At 38.1% G+C, this 13551-nt stretch carries 15 protein-coding genes and 1 tRNA gene; 4 read left to right on the plus strand and 12 right to left on the minus strand.

Translation table 11 applies throughout. From position 1 onward, the window contains the following. Positions 1 to 75 precede the first annotated feature (75 nt). Positions 76 to 768: an SDR family NAD(P)-dependent oxidoreductase gene (locus MKL32_RS06965; protein WP_204378799.1), complete on the minus strand. Its 693-nt coding sequence runs from the start codon at positions 766 to 768 to the stop codon at positions 76 to 78. Between the two features lie 223 nt (positions 769 to 991). On the opposite strand from MKL32_RS06965, the gene MKL32_RS06970 reads away from it, so the two are divergent. Together MKL32_RS06970 and MKL32_RS06975 are read left to right on the plus strand one after the other, a co-directional pair. Further along, positions 992 to 1780 carry an A1S_2505 family phage non-structural protein gene (locus MKL32_RS06970; protein WP_204378800.1) on the plus strand — a complete coding sequence of 263 codons (789 nt, stop codon included), beginning with the start codon at positions 992 to 994 and terminating at the stop codon, positions 1778 to 1780. A gap of 260 nt (positions 1781 to 2040) precedes the next feature. Beyond that, positions 2041 to 3672: a S8 family peptidase gene (locus MKL32_RS06975; RefSeq protein ID WP_204378801.1), complete on the plus strand. Its 1632-nt coding sequence runs from the start codon at positions 2041 to 2043 to the stop codon at positions 3670 to 3672. Between the two features lie 69 nt (positions 3673 to 3741). Here the strand turns inward: MKL32_RS06975 and MKL32_RS06980 are convergent, their stop codons facing one another. Then, a complete protein-coding gene (locus tag MKL32_RS06980; protein WP_270900347.1) occupies positions 3742 to 3924 on the minus strand; it encodes a hypothetical protein in 183 nt (60 codons plus the stop codon). Positions 3925 to 4136: 212 nt separating this feature from the next. Between MKL32_RS06980 and MKL32_RS06985 the strand changes: the two genes are divergently transcribed. Next, positions 4137 to 5369 (plus strand): pyridoxal phosphate-dependent aminotransferase, encoded by a 1233-nt coding sequence (locus MKL32_RS06985; RefSeq protein ID WP_004953091.1) that lies wholly within the window; start codon positions 4137 to 4139, stop codon positions 5367 to 5369. A gap of 59 nt (positions 5370 to 5428) precedes the next feature. On the opposite strand, the gene MKL32_RS06990 is transcribed toward MKL32_RS06985, so the two are convergent. Then, positions 5429 to 5851 carry a hypothetical protein gene (locus tag MKL32_RS06990; RefSeq protein ID WP_004953089.1) on the minus strand — a complete coding sequence of 141 codons (423 nt, stop codon included), beginning with the start codon at positions 5849 to 5851 and terminating at the stop codon, positions 5429 to 5431. A 235-nt stretch (positions 5852 to 6086) separates the two neighbouring features. Here MKL32_RS06990 and MKL32_RS06995 point away from each other — a divergent pair. Continuing rightward, positions 6087 to 6162: transfer RNA gene (locus MKL32_RS06995), tRNA-Asn, on the plus strand. Positions 6163 to 6259: 97 nt separating this feature from the next. On the opposite strand, the gene MKL32_RS07000 is transcribed toward MKL32_RS06995, so the two are convergent. The 9 genes from MKL32_RS07000 to lepA are packed head-to-tail and all read right to left on the minus strand — an operon-like array spanning position 6260 to position 13449. Further along, positions 6260 to 6916, minus strand: coding sequence for a tRNA-(ms[2]io[6]A)-hydroxylase (locus MKL32_RS07000; protein WP_262578640.1), 657 nt, complete (start codon positions 6914 to 6916; stop codon positions 6260 to 6262). A gap of 4 nt (positions 6917 to 6920) precedes the next feature. Then, positions 6921 to 7649 (minus strand): pyridoxine 5'-phosphate synthase, encoded by a 729-nt coding sequence (gene pdxJ, locus MKL32_RS07005; RefSeq protein WP_270900348.1) that lies wholly within the window; start codon positions 7647 to 7649, stop codon positions 6921 to 6923. A 54-nt stretch (positions 7650 to 7703) separates the two neighbouring features. Then, the gene (gene recO / locus MKL32_RS07010; RefSeq protein ID WP_087540053.1) at positions 7704 to 8411 is read right to left on the minus strand and encodes a DNA repair protein RecO; all 708 of its coding nucleotides are present in this window, start codon (positions 8409 to 8411) and stop codon (positions 7704 to 7706) included. A 9-nt stretch (positions 8412 to 8420) separates the two neighbouring features. Next, positions 8421 to 8624 (minus strand): NF038104 family lipoprotein, encoded by a 204-nt coding sequence (locus MKL32_RS07015; RefSeq protein ID WP_262578636.1) that lies wholly within the window; start codon positions 8622 to 8624, stop codon positions 8421 to 8423. 24 nt (positions 8625 to 8648) lie between these two features. After that, complete coding sequence (era, locus tag MKL32_RS07020) at positions 8649 to 9674, minus strand: GTPase Era (RefSeq protein WP_270900349.1); 1026 nt, start codon at positions 9672 to 9674, stop codon at positions 8649 to 8651. A 4-nt stretch (positions 9675 to 9678) separates the two neighbouring features. Next, complete coding sequence (rnc, locus tag MKL32_RS07025; RefSeq protein WP_004913454.1) at positions 9679 to 10377, minus strand: ribonuclease III; 699 nt, start codon at positions 10375 to 10377, stop codon at positions 9679 to 9681. Then, positions 10343 to 10723, minus strand: a complete 381-nt coding sequence (locus MKL32_RS07030) for a DUF4845 domain-containing protein (RefSeq protein WP_004959732.1) — start codon at positions 10721 to 10723, stop codon at positions 10343 to 10345. The genes rnc and MKL32_RS07030 overlap by 35 nt, the downstream gene beginning before the upstream one ends. 23 nt (positions 10724 to 10746) lie before the next feature. Then, entirely contained in the window at positions 10747 to 11610 is an 864-nt protein-coding gene (gene lepB / locus MKL32_RS07035) for a signal peptidase I (RefSeq protein WP_004953077.1), read from the minus strand. A gap of 21 nt (positions 11611 to 11631) precedes the next feature. Continuing rightward, positions 11632 to 13449, minus strand: coding sequence for a translation elongation factor 4 (lepA, locus tag MKL32_RS07040; protein WP_004913460.1), 1818 nt, complete (start codon positions 13447 to 13449; stop codon positions 11632 to 11634). Between the last annotated feature and the right edge of the window lie 102 nt (positions 13450 to 13551).

The raw sequence follows: 13551 nt of genomic DNA on the forward strand, positions 1-13551 counted from the left end.
CTTTGATAAAATTTAAAAATAGTTTAACAAATCAATCTGGGCTAGTTGCTGCTTTTCAAGTTTAGTTGCATTTTATTAATAAGGTAACAACTGCCCATCCCAATTTAATAATTTCCCATGCTGATGTTTAGATAAGTTGTTCATCACGGCAATTAACCGATCGGCAGTTTGCTCAGCACTATATAATTTTTCTGGTGAAATATTGCGTTGGAATGGTTTAGATAATTCTGAATCCGTTGTTCCTGGATGAATACTTGCCACGAGAATATTTGAAGATTTACGTGCCCATTCAATACTTAAATTTTTAATGAACATATTCAGTGCGGCTTTGGTCATTCTATAGCTATACCATCCTCCTAAGCTATTATCCTCCAAACTCCCGACTTTAGCCGACAAGGAGAGCCATTTTAGATCATAATTTTTATTTAGAATTGGGGCTAAGGCTTGTGCAAGATGGACATGAGTCATTACGTTTTGTGACAAAGATTTATAAATCCATTCATCTCGAATTTGACTTAACATTTTCTCAGGCATATTAAGATCTTCATGCAGCACACCTGCACAACAATAAATTTCTGAAACCTGAATATGATCCAAAAATTCTCGTACATGGTCTATTTGATCTGGGTCTGACAAGTCAGCTTGTAAATCACATTCTCTAAGCTTCTGGCGACTAATAGCATAAACTTGCTTTATAGGTTGATGAATTAACTGTTTAAAAAGTGCATGACCAATTCCACCTGAAGCCCCAGCAACAACGATACTCATTTGGATCACCTAAAGATTAATCATTTTTCAAACTTGAGCTTAGACAATAAGATGTGAATTTCATGTCACGAGAATTTTATCGCAATTCCCTTAACTGATTTGAAATAAAAAAGGCACTTAAGAATTTGAAATTCTTAGCATAACAATTAAATATTTTTTTACTTGACCCTATTACAAATCAATAGCAACATGGTTGCAACGACAACGCAAAATACGAATTCCAATGACATATCAATACCATGACGAAACAATCATTACAGAGCTTCCAGAAGACACTGTTTTTGTTTTTGGAAGTAATTTAGCAGGTATTCATGATACTGGAGCTGCACGTATAGCTGCACAACATTTTGCGGCGGTAAAAGGTGTTGGTCGTGGTTGGGCTGGTCAAAGTTTTGCTATTCCAACGCTCAATGAACATTTGCAACAAATGCCTCTTACACAGATCGAACATTACGTTAATGATTTTAAAATTTATACGAAAAATCATCCCAAAATGAAGTATTTTGTGACTGCTCTTGGATGTGGAAGTGCGGGTTATAAATTTTCGGAAATTGCACCATTGTTTGAAGGCATTTCAAATAATGTGATTTTCCCACAATCCTTCAAACCCTATTTAGAACCTGACCGCAAAAGACTTTTCCCAACATTGACTCAAGAATGGATGAAAGCTTTTATCAAAAATGAAGTTATTTTTTTTGATGAATACGGTTATGAATCTTATGAAGAAGCTCTCAACACGACTTCGTTGTCACCTGAACAGCAACAAATTGCATTACAAATTTTAAAAGAACCGATGTACCCATGTGATCGGTATGATCGTGGTCGTGAATATGAAATTAACGATACGCTCAAACATTTATCTAGCTTATTTAATTTTGATGAAAATGACGAAAAACCGATGATTTTCATTGGGACGATTATTGCATTGATGGAACTATACGAATTTGATGAAGATGACTTCATTCACCTATGGAATGGAGATATCCAAATTGATCATAGTGTAAATCGTTAATTGATAAGATCAGCTAAACCAAATCCCACAATAATGACAAATACAAGATTTGGTTTACATGGTTCTCTATTTGATAACTGATACACATTGCTTTGTGTATATTTGATTTACATCAATATTATTACAAAAAATTTTAGCTTTCATCACACTGACTTATTTCTTTCATACTTTATCCGCCTATAATCAACATCTGATGAATAAAAAGCACACATAATAAGGATCAGATTGTGTGATTAAACTTAATCAATAGGGACATCTGAATGAAAGCTCAATCTCGTAAATTTATTGTTGCAAGCTCTGCAATTTCGATCATGGTTTTAAGTTATGCTGCGTTTAATCAAAGCAATACAAATCCAACTGCTCCAGTTAAAAACAACTCGATCTATCAAAGTACAACAAACTCTCTATCTACAACTTCATTATCAGTCGCAACACCCAAATTAAAAAGTACGATTCAAGCTCCAACAAATTCAAATACACCGATTAAAAATCAATATATTGTGGTTTTAAATACATTATCCGAGTTACCGAGTACAGCTGCCAAAAATATCGCTCAACAATTTGGTGGAAAAATTCTATTTGTTTATTCAAAAGCAGTTCGCGGCTTTGCGATCAGCATTCCTGAAACAGCAAGTGAGCAATTTATTCAGGCAATGCAAAAAAATCCTCAGGTTAATTTTATTGAGCAAGATGCTGTCATACAAACCAATCTAACCACTCAGTCGAATCCTTCATGGGGCTTGGATCGAATTGATCAAACCAATCTACCACTCAGCAAAAGCTTCAGTTATGAAAATACTGGTGCAGGTGTTAATGCCTATGTTGTAGACACAGGAATCTTGTCAACACATCAGGAATTTACAGGCAAAATTCAAAATGGTTTTAGTGCGATCAATGATGGTCGAGGGACAGAAGATTGTGATGGTCATGGCACACATGTAGCTGGAACTTTAGCAGGCACCACATATGGTGTAGCTAAAAATAGTCTTATCACCCCAGTGCGCGTTCTAGACTGTAATGGCTCTGGTGCAATGAGTGGCGTCATATCAGGTTTAGACTGGATTATTCAAAATGGTCGCAAACCCGCTGTAGTGAATATGTCGCTGGGTGGTAGTGCATACAGCACATTAGATACTGCTGTTGATAATCTTGTGAATAACGGTTTCGTTACTGTAGTGGCTGCAGGTAATTCAAATACCGATGCATGTAATAGCTCACCTGCACGAGCGGCAAAAGCAATTACAGTTGCAGCAACAGACAGTAGTGATAATCGTGCAAGTTATTCAAACTACGGAAACTGCGTAGACTTATTTGCACCAGGTAGCAATATTGCATCAGCATGGATTGGTAGCAACACAGCGACAGCCAATTTAAATGGTACTTCGATGGCATCACCTCATGTGGCTGGTGTCGTTGCAACTTTATTAGAAAGCTCCCCTACAGCTACTGTTCAAACAATAACAACTCAGTTACTCAGTTTTGCTACTGCGAATGTTGTATTAAACGTTGCTGGTAGTCCAAATAAGCTTCTTTACAACACTGTGTCGAGCGTAACTCAGCCGACTACTCCGACTTCGATTGTTAGAATTAGCCAATTAACTGGTTCTTCTGTAATCGTTTCAAAGTTAGGAACATGGCGCGCTAATGTCATTGCAACTGTGACTGATTCAAACAATTTACCAATCGCAAATGCGACAGTAAGTGGAGGTTTTAGTGTTGGAGGAACATCAGTAAATTGCACGACAAATTCACAAGGTCAATGCCAATTGAACAGTGGTAATATCAGCCGATTTACGAGCAATACCAAATACAGCGTCAAAAATATTTCAGGTACTAATATGACTTACGCTTCTAGTAGTAATATCGTAAGCTCAGTTACCATTTATCGTTAATAGATAGAACCATTATGAAAAAACCTCGCAAGCTGCGAGGTTTTTTATTTCAATCACACTGTGACTTCATTAACGCTTGCCCATTGAGCGACGTGTGCCACGTGGTGGCATCCAAGTACGATCAGCATACTGCTCAGGTTTTGGTCTCACCTGATTGTGTGTTGACTGCTCATCTGAGTCATCTTGCGCAGATGGCATCGGGAAAGGTAATTTCACCAAAGCTTTTTTGGCTTTTGGTTGTCGCGTACTCATTAAAATTCTCTCGAAATCTAAATTTCTAGCGGCTATTGTAAAGGATTTTTGATATTTTGATAAAAATAAAATATGTAAAAAACAAAATCCTATAAATCTCCAGTATTTGGTAACTTTTTATTCGATTAAGGCAACTTTCGACCACACCTCAGCTTATTTGAGCTAAAATATAATGCTTTTTATTTTTTAATCCCATAAGAAGGAATAATGCCGTGGACGTACGTCTATCTGATCGTGTAAATGCTATCAAACCGTCCCCTACACTAGCAGTTACGAATAAAGCTGCAGAGCTTAAAGCTGCTGGTAAAAACGTGATTGGTTTAGGTGCAGGCGAACCAGACTTTGATACACCTCAACACATCAAAGATGCAGCAATTGAAGCGATTAACAAAGGCTTTACAAAATACACAGCAGTTGACGGCACTCCAAGCTTAAAAAAGGCGATTATTGCGAAATTAAAACGTGATAACAATTTAGATTATCAACCTAACCAGATTTTAGTATCTTGTGGTGGTAAGCAAAGTTTCTTTAATTTGGCTCTTGCGCTCTTAAATAAAGGCGATGAAGTCATCATCCCTGCACCATTTTGGGTAAGTTATCCAGATATGGTGATCATCGCTGAAGGTACGCCAGTGATTGTAAAATGTGGTGAAGAACAACGTTTCAAAATCACACCTGAACAATTAGAAGCTGCGATCACACCAAATACTCGTTTGCTAGTACTTAATAGTCCTTCAAACCCAACAGGCATGATTTACACCAAAGCTGAGTTAGAAGCTCTTGCTGACGTTCTACGCCGTCATCCGCAAGTTTTAATTGCTTCAGATGATATGTATGAACCAATCCGCTGGGAAGATGAATTCTACAACATCGCGACGATTGCTCCTGATTTATATGACCGCACTATCGTACTCAATGGCGTATCTAAAGCTTATGCAATGACAGGCTGGCGTATTGGTTATGCTGCAGGTCCAGCAAAACTAATCGGTGCGATGAAAAACATTCAATCACAATCTACATCGAACCCAACTTCAATTTCACAAGTTGCAGCTGAAGCCGCATTAAATGGTCCACAAGATGTTCTTCAACCGATGATTGAAGCATTTAAGCGTCGCCATGACTTGGTTGTGAATGGTCTTAATGAAATCAAAGGTATTTCTTGCTTACCAGCAGATGGTGCATTCTACGCATACGCAAATATTCGCCCATTGATTCGTGCTAAAGGCTTAAAATCTTGCACAGAGTTTTCTGAATGGTTGCTCGAAGAAACTGGTGTAGCAGTTGTACCAGGTGATGCATTTGGTTTAGGTGGCTTTATGCGTATTTCATATGCAACTGCTGATGAAGTGTTGGTAGATGCTCTAACGCGTATTAAAAATGCTGCTGATTCAATCGAAGGCGTTGATGCAGCAATTGCTTCTATTGAAGCAGAGAAAACAGCTTAAATCCTAAAAAACAAATAAAAAAGACCTGTCTTGTACAGGTCTTTTTTATTTCAGAAATATTAAACCCGTTTTGGACGACTTAATGTCAAATAATGACAATAGAAAGGGAAACTTTCGTTCAAAGCAATTTCTTGGACTTTATTTTCTAAAGTATTCCAAGCATATGCATAGGCTTGTTTAAATAAACTATTCTTTTTAAAAGCGAAAAGAAATAAAGAGTTTTGACCGTTTACCCCATCTTGTGTTGGCAACAAATAATGCGATTTTGCTAAGGTCTTAAGCTGATGCTCAGTCCATTTATCACTTAGCCAAAGTTGTAATAAATCACCTAAATATAAGCGCTCATCACTAAAACTTGCGAAATGAATATTTGCACTTTCTACGACTTGATAATATTGGGAAGGATCATTAATTATATTGAGATAATTTTGCTTATAGAAAGAAAAATTAGAAAAAATAGATTCAATACGAAGAGTAGTCATTTCGACCTCCGATTTAGCCATTTTAGTGCTGGCAAGTTGGGTTAAATCCACACTGTTTAGACTGATCTAAACACTTTTGTTAAATCAAAATCTAACAACAGCCTCATCAAAATTCAAGTTTTTTTTATAGACTTTGCTCAACTGTGCAAATAAAAAGCACCCAACATCAAAATATAAGAAACTTGATGTTTTTCGCTTGACCGATTTTAAAAGCCGCCTATAATGGCACTCAGATTCTCCCATAGCTCAGTCGGTAGAGCGACGGACTGTTAATCCGCAGGTCCCTGGTTCGAGCCCAGGTGGGAGAGCCAAGATTCAAAAAGCCTTTATCTTTGATAAAGGCTTTTTTATTGCAAATATAAAATTTAAATGCCCCTATTTCTAGAGGCATCTTGAGCAATTCATTTTTTAAGCGGCAATATTTGCAGGAACGCCACTATGAAAACGGAAAGTATCATCTGGACTTAAAATTAAATTCTTTTCCACTTCACGGATATGTTCAATCCGTTGCTGAATATTTTCTTCAGGGTCTTTCAATTTTGCTGTTTTAGCTACATCTAAAGCCAGCGCTAAATAATCTTCAAAATGACGGGATTCTGATTTAAGCAAATATCGATAATAACGGCCTAACTCATCATCAACCTTCGGTGCGAGTGAATAAAATCGCTCACAAGAACGTGCCTCAACAAATGCACCAATGATCATCACATCAATCAAAGCTTCAGGTTCATAAGTACGAATTTCTTTGCGCAATTCCCCTGCATACCGCCCTGCACTTAAGCCTTTCCACTCTAAACCACGTTTAGTCATGAACTCTAACACTTGTTCATAATGCAGCATTTCTTCACGAACTAATTGAGCTAACTTTACTTGCAGGTCAGTAAAGAAACTATAACGGAACATTAAGTTCATCGCTGTTCCCGCAGCCTTTTTTTCACAATTCGCATGGTCTTGCATTAAGATATCTAAGTGATTAACAGCTTCATCTAACCAAGCTTGAGGAGTCGTACACCCTAAGAAATCAATAACAGGTTGCATTAACTCATCGTAGTTTAAATTGCTCATCCAATTATCTCTCAGCCGCCTGAATTGCTGCTTTCATATCTTTGACTGCTTGGGCTAAACCTACAAATATACTATCCGCAATAATTGAGTGCCCAATATTGAGTTCATGAATTTGTGGAATCGCAGCAATGGGTGCAACATTATTTAGGTTCAAACCATGTCCTGCATTCACAACTAGCCCTTTAGCTGCTGCATATTCAGCACCTTTGATAATGCGTTCCAATTCAGCATGTTGTTCTGCTTCAGTTTCAGCATCAGCATAAGCACCCGTATGAATCTCAATGGTAGGAGCACCACATGCTATTGCAGCATCAATTTGAGCAAAATCAGCATCAATAAATAAAGAAACATCACTACCAATTGCTTTGAGTGCCTCAGTAGCCGCTTTGACCTTATCAAAATGACCTACAACATCCAAGCCTCCCTCAGTCGTTACTTCTTGGCGACGCTCTGGAACAAAACATACATGTTGTGGTTTAATTTCTTTGGCAAACTCAACCATTTCATCGGTAACAGCCAATTCAAGATTCATACGTGTTTTCAATAAAGGACGCATCCGGCGAACATCATCATCTTGTATATGACGACGGTCTTCACGCAAATGCAAAGTGATCCCCTCAGCACCTGCCTCTTCACAAATTAAAGCAGCTTGAACTGGATCAGGATAAGTAGTACCACGTGCTTGTCTTAATGTCGCAACATGATCAATGTTTACACCCAATATTGCAGCCATAAAAATATCCTATAGGTTATTACACAAAGCAGTTCAGATACTGCCTCAAGAGAATTAAGATTGAGTATTTTGAATCCACAATTGCCGACTTTTTAAAGGGCGATCACCCAATAATGCGCTAATCATCTGACGATATAGTTTACTCAATAATTGCAATTGCTCGTTAGCAAAATCCTGTCCAAGCTCATAACTTTGCATCGATGCGATTAAACGTCCTTCTAACGTAGATCTAGATGCTTGCGCAACAGGCATAAAACCATCATTCAGTTGAAATTGGTAATGCTGAAAAGCAAGAATTTCTTGTTGATTTGCATCAATCGAAAAATCTATTGCATAACCAAGTTCTTGCAATAGAACATGTTCAAATTGACGTAAAATCTGTTTCAAAAATACTGAGGCTTGGGGATGTGAAGCTAATTGTTGTAACTGCAACAATATCACTTGGTATTGTTGAAAAGTTTGCGACATGGCTTCTTCTAGGGGACATAAACGCAATAAAATTTCATTTAAATAAAATCCAGCAAAAAAAGCATCGCCATGAAAAAAAACCGGCTGATTTAGAATTTCTAATTTAGTGAAATTTTTGAGTTCCGACTTACCTGAAGCTTGTAAGCGAATTGGTTGGTATTGTGGAGGAGGCGTTTGCCTTAAAATTCCATCCACGCGCCCATATTCTTGTGTAAACAAATGCACAATATGACTTTTTTCACGGTATTTACGATGGTGAATTAAATAACCATGTAGAACTTCATTGCGCATCATATGACAAGATCAATCCTTGTCTTCCTCATTGTCTTTCTGCTCTTCATCATCACCATCAGGAATGACTGCACCAACTACAGCAGCAGTGCCTTTTACCGCACCTTTAGTGGTCTTGTAGGCAACTTTAACAGGTACGGTTACAAGTTTGTGAATACAACCTTGTAACATGAATACACACATCAGGATAGCAAATACATGTATTGATTTTTTCATACCTGTTTCCTTGTAAATTATTGCTTAGATATCACTATAACCCAAGCTTTTGAGCGCACGCTCATCATCAGACCATCCGCCTTTAACTTTCACCCAAAGCGTCAACATGATCTTTTGTTCAAACATTTTTTCCATGTCTGTACGTGCATCCATACCAATACTTTTTAGTTTCGCACCTTTGTCTCCAATTACAATTGCTTTTTGACCTTGGCGCTCCACAAAAATCGTTGCATCAATATAAGTACAAGGTGGCTTTAGACGGCCAGTTTTTTCATTTACTGTTGCTTCTTCTGTTTTAAATGATTCAATTTGTACCGTTAAATCATACGGAAGTTCTTCGCCCAACTGACGCATAATTTTCTCACGAATAATTTCACTCGCAAGAAAGCGTTCAGAACGATCGGTAATTTGGTCTAATGAATATAAAGGGGCTTGATAAGGCAAATATTTTTCAATAGTGTCCCGCAAATGTTCTAGATTAGCACCACGTAGTGCCGACACTGGAACAATTTCAGCGAAGTCCATTAATTTTGCACGCTCACGAATTAACGGTAGCGCTTCATTCTTATTCTCAAAAGTATCTAGCTTATTGATCACCAGAATAACTGGCATTTCTGCATTCTTAAGTTTCTCTAAAACCAACTCATCATTTTGAGTCCATTTTTGAGCATCGATCACAAATAAAACTAGATTCACATCTCGTAATGCTGAATGTGCAGCACGATTCATCATTTTATTAATCGCACGCACTTCTTTTTTGTGCATCCCAGGCGTATCTACAAATACAGCCTGAGATTTCTCACGTGAATCAATACCGACAATTTTATGACGTGTCGTTTGTGGCTTACGTGAAGTGATCGAAAGCTTTTGACCTAGCAAGTGATTCATTAATGTCGATTTACCAACATTAGGACGACCCACAATTGCAACGAAACCGCTTTTAAAGTCGGAAGCAATTGTTGTTCCTTGCGAGCTAAAGAACTGATCAATTAAATTATTACCATCTTGCGACACAATTGCATCTGGCTTATTTTCATCTGAATGAGACATTCGGTTATTGCTCCAATAATTTTAAAATTTCGGCTGCTGCAGTTTGTTCAGCAAAACGCCGACTTGAGCCCTCACCAATAAATTTTGGCATCCCTTCAACATTGCATTCAACTTTGAAATGTTGGTTAGGTGCATCACCTTGAATATCTACAACCTCGTAAACTGGGAGAGGTTTTTTACGTGCTTGTAAATACTCTTGCAGGCGTGATTTCGGATCTTTGAGCTGATCTGTCGGTTCGATATGATCTAGATAAGGCTCATACCATTTTAACACAATGCTTTGCAGTAGATTTAGGTCATTACTATCTAAATAAATCGCACCAATAATTGCTTCCACAGTATCAGCTAAAATAGACTCTCGATGATGTCCACCTGATTTTAGCTCACCTGTACTTAAGATTAATGACCGACTCAGCTGTAAGTCATTCGCAATTTTGCCTAAAGCTTCTTGACGAACCAAAGTCGCACGCATTCGCGTTAAACGCCCTTCATTCTCTTTAGGATATGTGTGATAAAGATAATTAGCGATGATCATCCCTAATAATGAATCGCCTAGAAATTCTAGGCGCTCATAGTTATGCTTATGGCTCACAGAACGATGAGTCAATGCCAGTTTTAACAAATCAAATTGTTGAAACTGATGACCTATTCGATTCTGTAGTCGAGCGTCATTCAGCTTGTTGTTTGGCAGATTTTTGGTCAAAAGTCTTCTCAAAAGTCATAACTAAACTAATATTAAGCATGAAAGGCTTACGCACTTCATACTTTTTCTTAACGATTAAATCATCTTTATAAGTCACGATTGCAACATCTTTAAATCTCAAATCCCGAACGCCATTCATATCTAGACGTTGATCCATTTGCTGAGCAAACTTTGCTGGTGTGATATTTTCTGGACTATCCTTTAATACACCTTCGATTTGAGTATTGATGATTTTATCGTCCCAATACGCTGGCCATATCGCAATGGCAGCTTTAACTGCAATTGCAAAAAGAACCACCCCAAATAAAATAGCAATATACGAAGCCCCTTGCTGAGATTTACGCATTTTATATTTCCTATGTGTTTTTATTAATCAATTTTACCATTTCGGTTAAAACTTGGAAGATTAAAACCAGGCTCTTTATGCATCCAAATATAGAATGCTCGTCCAGTTAAATTTTCTTCCGGTACAAATCCCCAAAAACGACTGTCCGCACTTTGATCACGGTTATCACCCATTGCGAAGTATTGCCCTTTCGGTACAGTTACTTCCCAATCTTGACCATTACTTTGAATGAATACGTCATTTGCTTTTGCAACAAATGGTACTAAAGCTTCAGCACCTTTTAACTGAGCGAATTGATATTGTTCTGCTAGCGGGTTACGCCCATCTAGATAACGAATCAAATGCTGATGCTCACCCAAAGTCTCTTTAAAATAATACACAGTCGGTGTTTCTAATTGATCTTTTTCTCGATTTACTTCAGTGGCAACTTTGGCTATTTGTTTACCATTGATAATCAATTGCCCAGATTTAAACTGGATATGGTCTCCAGGTAATCCAACTACACGCTTAATATAGCTAATTGTGGGCTGTGGCGGATATCTAAAAACAATTACTTCCCCACGCTTTGGCTCACCGACATCGAGTACTTTTGAGTTCACAATTGGTAGACGCACGCCATAATCAAATTTGTTGACCAAAATAAAATCCCCAGTCTCCAAGGTTGGCACCATAGAGTCTGAAGGAATATTAAATGGCTCATATAAGAATGAACGTAAAACCAAAACAACAGCTAAAACTGGCCAGAAGTCATAGGCCCATGTGATAATAAAATTTTCCTGATCACGACCTTTATTTGCACGCTGTTTAAATACAAACTTATCAAGCAACCACACTAGAAAAAAAATCAGTGTGGCAGGTACTAAAATCAAATTAAAATCAAAATCCATGGGTGAGTCCTAATTATTTCTTTATCGTTCGACTTTCAATACAGCTAAGAAAGCTTCTTGTGGGATTTCAACACTTCCCACCTGCTTCATGCGCTTCTTACCTTCTTTCTGTTTTGAAAGTAATTTCTTCTTACGAGACACGTCACCACCGTAACATTTTGCCAATACGTTTTTACGCATCGCTTTTACAGTAGAACGAGCAATAATTTGTGCGCCAATCGCTGCCTGAATTGCAACATCGAACATTTGACGAGGGATCAAATCCTTCATCTTTTCAACCAAAGCGATTCCGCGATGGCGAGCATCCTGACGATGACAAATCATCGCTAAAGCATCAACTTTCTCACCATTAATTAATACATCAACCTTAACTAAAGATGAACTCTCAAAACGTACGAAGTTGTAATCGAGCGATGCAAAACCACGTGAGCAAGACTTCAATCGATCAAAGAAGTCCATTACCACTTCAGCCATTGGGATTTCAAATGTGATAGACACTTGGTTTCCAAGGAATTTCATATCCTTTTGCACACCACGACGCTCTACACACAAAGTCATCACATTGCCTAGATACTCTTGAGGAACAAGAATATGACATTCTGCAATTGGTTCACGCAAATCTTCGACTGTTGATCCATCTGGCATTTTTGATGGACTGTCGATATAGATGGTTTCACCTTTTTTGGTGAGTGCTTCATAAATTACAGTAGGTGCTGAACTAATTAAATCTAAATCATACTCACGCTCTAAACGTTCCTGTACGATTTCCATATGCAACATACCAAGGAAGCCGCAACGGAATCCGAAACCTAATGCATCTGAGCTTTCTGGTTCAAAAAACAATGCCGAGTCGTTAATTTGCAGCTTTTGTAATGCTTCACGGAATGGTTCAAAGTCGCTAGAATCAATTGGGAAAAGCCCAGCATAAACTTGCGGTTTAACCTTTTTGAAACCCGGTAGAGTGGCAACATCAGGTGTCGATGATAAAGTAATGGTATCACCCACTGGTGCACCAAAAATATCCTTAATCCCCGCAATAACGAAACCTACTTCACCAGCTTCTAGGATATCGGTCTCAGTATGCTTAGGATTGAAAACACCAACTGAGGTAACTGGATGTGTTTGACCAGTCGATTTCACTAGCATTTTATCGCCTTTGCGGATACGACCTTGTTTAATACGAACAAGTGAAACCACACCGAGATAATTATCAAACCATGAATCAATGATTAAAGCTTGTAAAGGAGCTTCACGATCACCTTCAGGTGCTGGAATAACGTCAACCAAACGCTCTAAAACACCCTCTACACCCAAGCCAGTTTTTGCTGAACATGTTGGAGCATCAGTTGCTTCAATACCAATGATTTCTTCAATCTCGTGAATAACACGCTCTGGTTCAGCTTGTGGAAGATCAATCTTATTTAAGATTGGTAATACCTCCAAGCCCTGCTCAATTGCTGTATAACAGTTCGCTACAGACTGAGCCTCAACACCCTGTGCAGCATCGACCACCAGTAATGCACCTTCACAAGCAGCTAAAGAACGTGATACTTCATATGAGAAATCTACGTGGCCTGGCGTATCAATAAAGTTAAGCTGATATTCTTGACCATTTGGATGTGTGTAGTACAAAGTAACGGATGCAGCTTTAATGGTAATCCCACGTTCGCGCTCGAGCTCCATTGAATCCAGTACTTGGGCTTGCATTTCACGATCTTGCAAACCACCACACATTTGAATAAAACGGTCAGCCAAAGTGGACTTACCATGGTCAATATGAGCAATGATCGAGAAATTTCGTATATTTTTGATATCTACGGATTTTTTAGCTTGCGCCATGGGTTACCTTGAGAATATTGAACGCTCATAACTTTTTAGTCGCTATAAGCCAAAACGGTTTAACAAAATTGTTGCCGATTATAACAGAAGCCAATTTTAAAG

This window comes from Acinetobacter sp. AOR34_HL, from assembly GCF_027854795.1.
Lineage (GTDB): Bacteria > Pseudomonadota > Gammaproteobacteria > Pseudomonadales > Moraxellaceae > Acinetobacter > Acinetobacter junii.

Excerpts from the sequence above, each read along its gene's own strand:
- MKL32_RS06990 (WP_004953089.1), bottom strand. The coding sequence starts at position 5,851 with ATGACTACTCTTCGTATTGAATCTATTTTTTCTAATTTTTCTTTCTAT.
- MKL32_RS07015 (WP_262578636.1), bottom strand. The coding sequence starts at position 8,624 with ATGAAAAAATCAATACATGTATTTGCTATCCTGATGTGTGTATTCATG.
- lepA (WP_004913460.1), bottom strand. The coding sequence starts at position 13,449 with ATGGCGCAAGCTAAAAAATCCGTAGATATCAAAAATATACGAAATTTC.
- MKL32_RS07000 (WP_262578640.1), bottom strand. The coding sequence starts at position 6,916 with ATGAGCAATTTAAACTACGATGAGTTAATGCAACCTGTTATTGATTTC.
- MKL32_RS06965 (WP_204378799.1), bottom strand. The coding sequence starts at position 768 with ATGAGTATCGTTGTTGCTGGGGCTTCAGGTGGAATTGGTCATGCACTT.
- era (WP_270900349.1), bottom strand. The coding sequence starts at position 9,674 with ATGTCTCATTCAGATGAAAATAAGCCAGATGCAATTGTGTCGCAAGAT.
- pdxJ (WP_270900348.1), bottom strand. The coding sequence starts at position 7,649 with ATGGCTGCAATATTGGGTGTAAACATTGATCATGTTGCGACATTAAGA.
- recO (WP_087540053.1), bottom strand. The coding sequence starts at position 8,411 with ATGATGCGCAATGAAGTTCTACATGGTTATTTAATTCACCATCGTAAA.
- MKL32_RS06975 (WP_204378801.1), top strand. The coding sequence starts at position 2,041 with ATGAAAGCTCAATCTCGTAAATTTATTGTTGCAAGCTCTGCAATTTCG.
- MKL32_RS06980 (WP_270900347.1), bottom strand. The coding sequence starts at position 3,924 with ATGAGTACGCGACAACCAAAAGCCAAAAAAGCTTTGGTGAAATTACCT.
- lepB (WP_004953077.1), bottom strand. The coding sequence starts at position 11,610 with ATGGATTTTGATTTTAATTTGATTTTAGTACCTGCCACACTGATTTTT.
- MKL32_RS07030 (WP_004959732.1), bottom strand. The coding sequence starts at position 10,723 with ATGCGTAAATCTCAGCAAGGGGCTTCGTATATTGCTATTTTATTTGGG.
- MKL32_RS06970 (WP_204378800.1), top strand. The coding sequence starts at position 992 with ATGACATATCAATACCATGACGAAACAATCATTACAGAGCTTCCAGAA.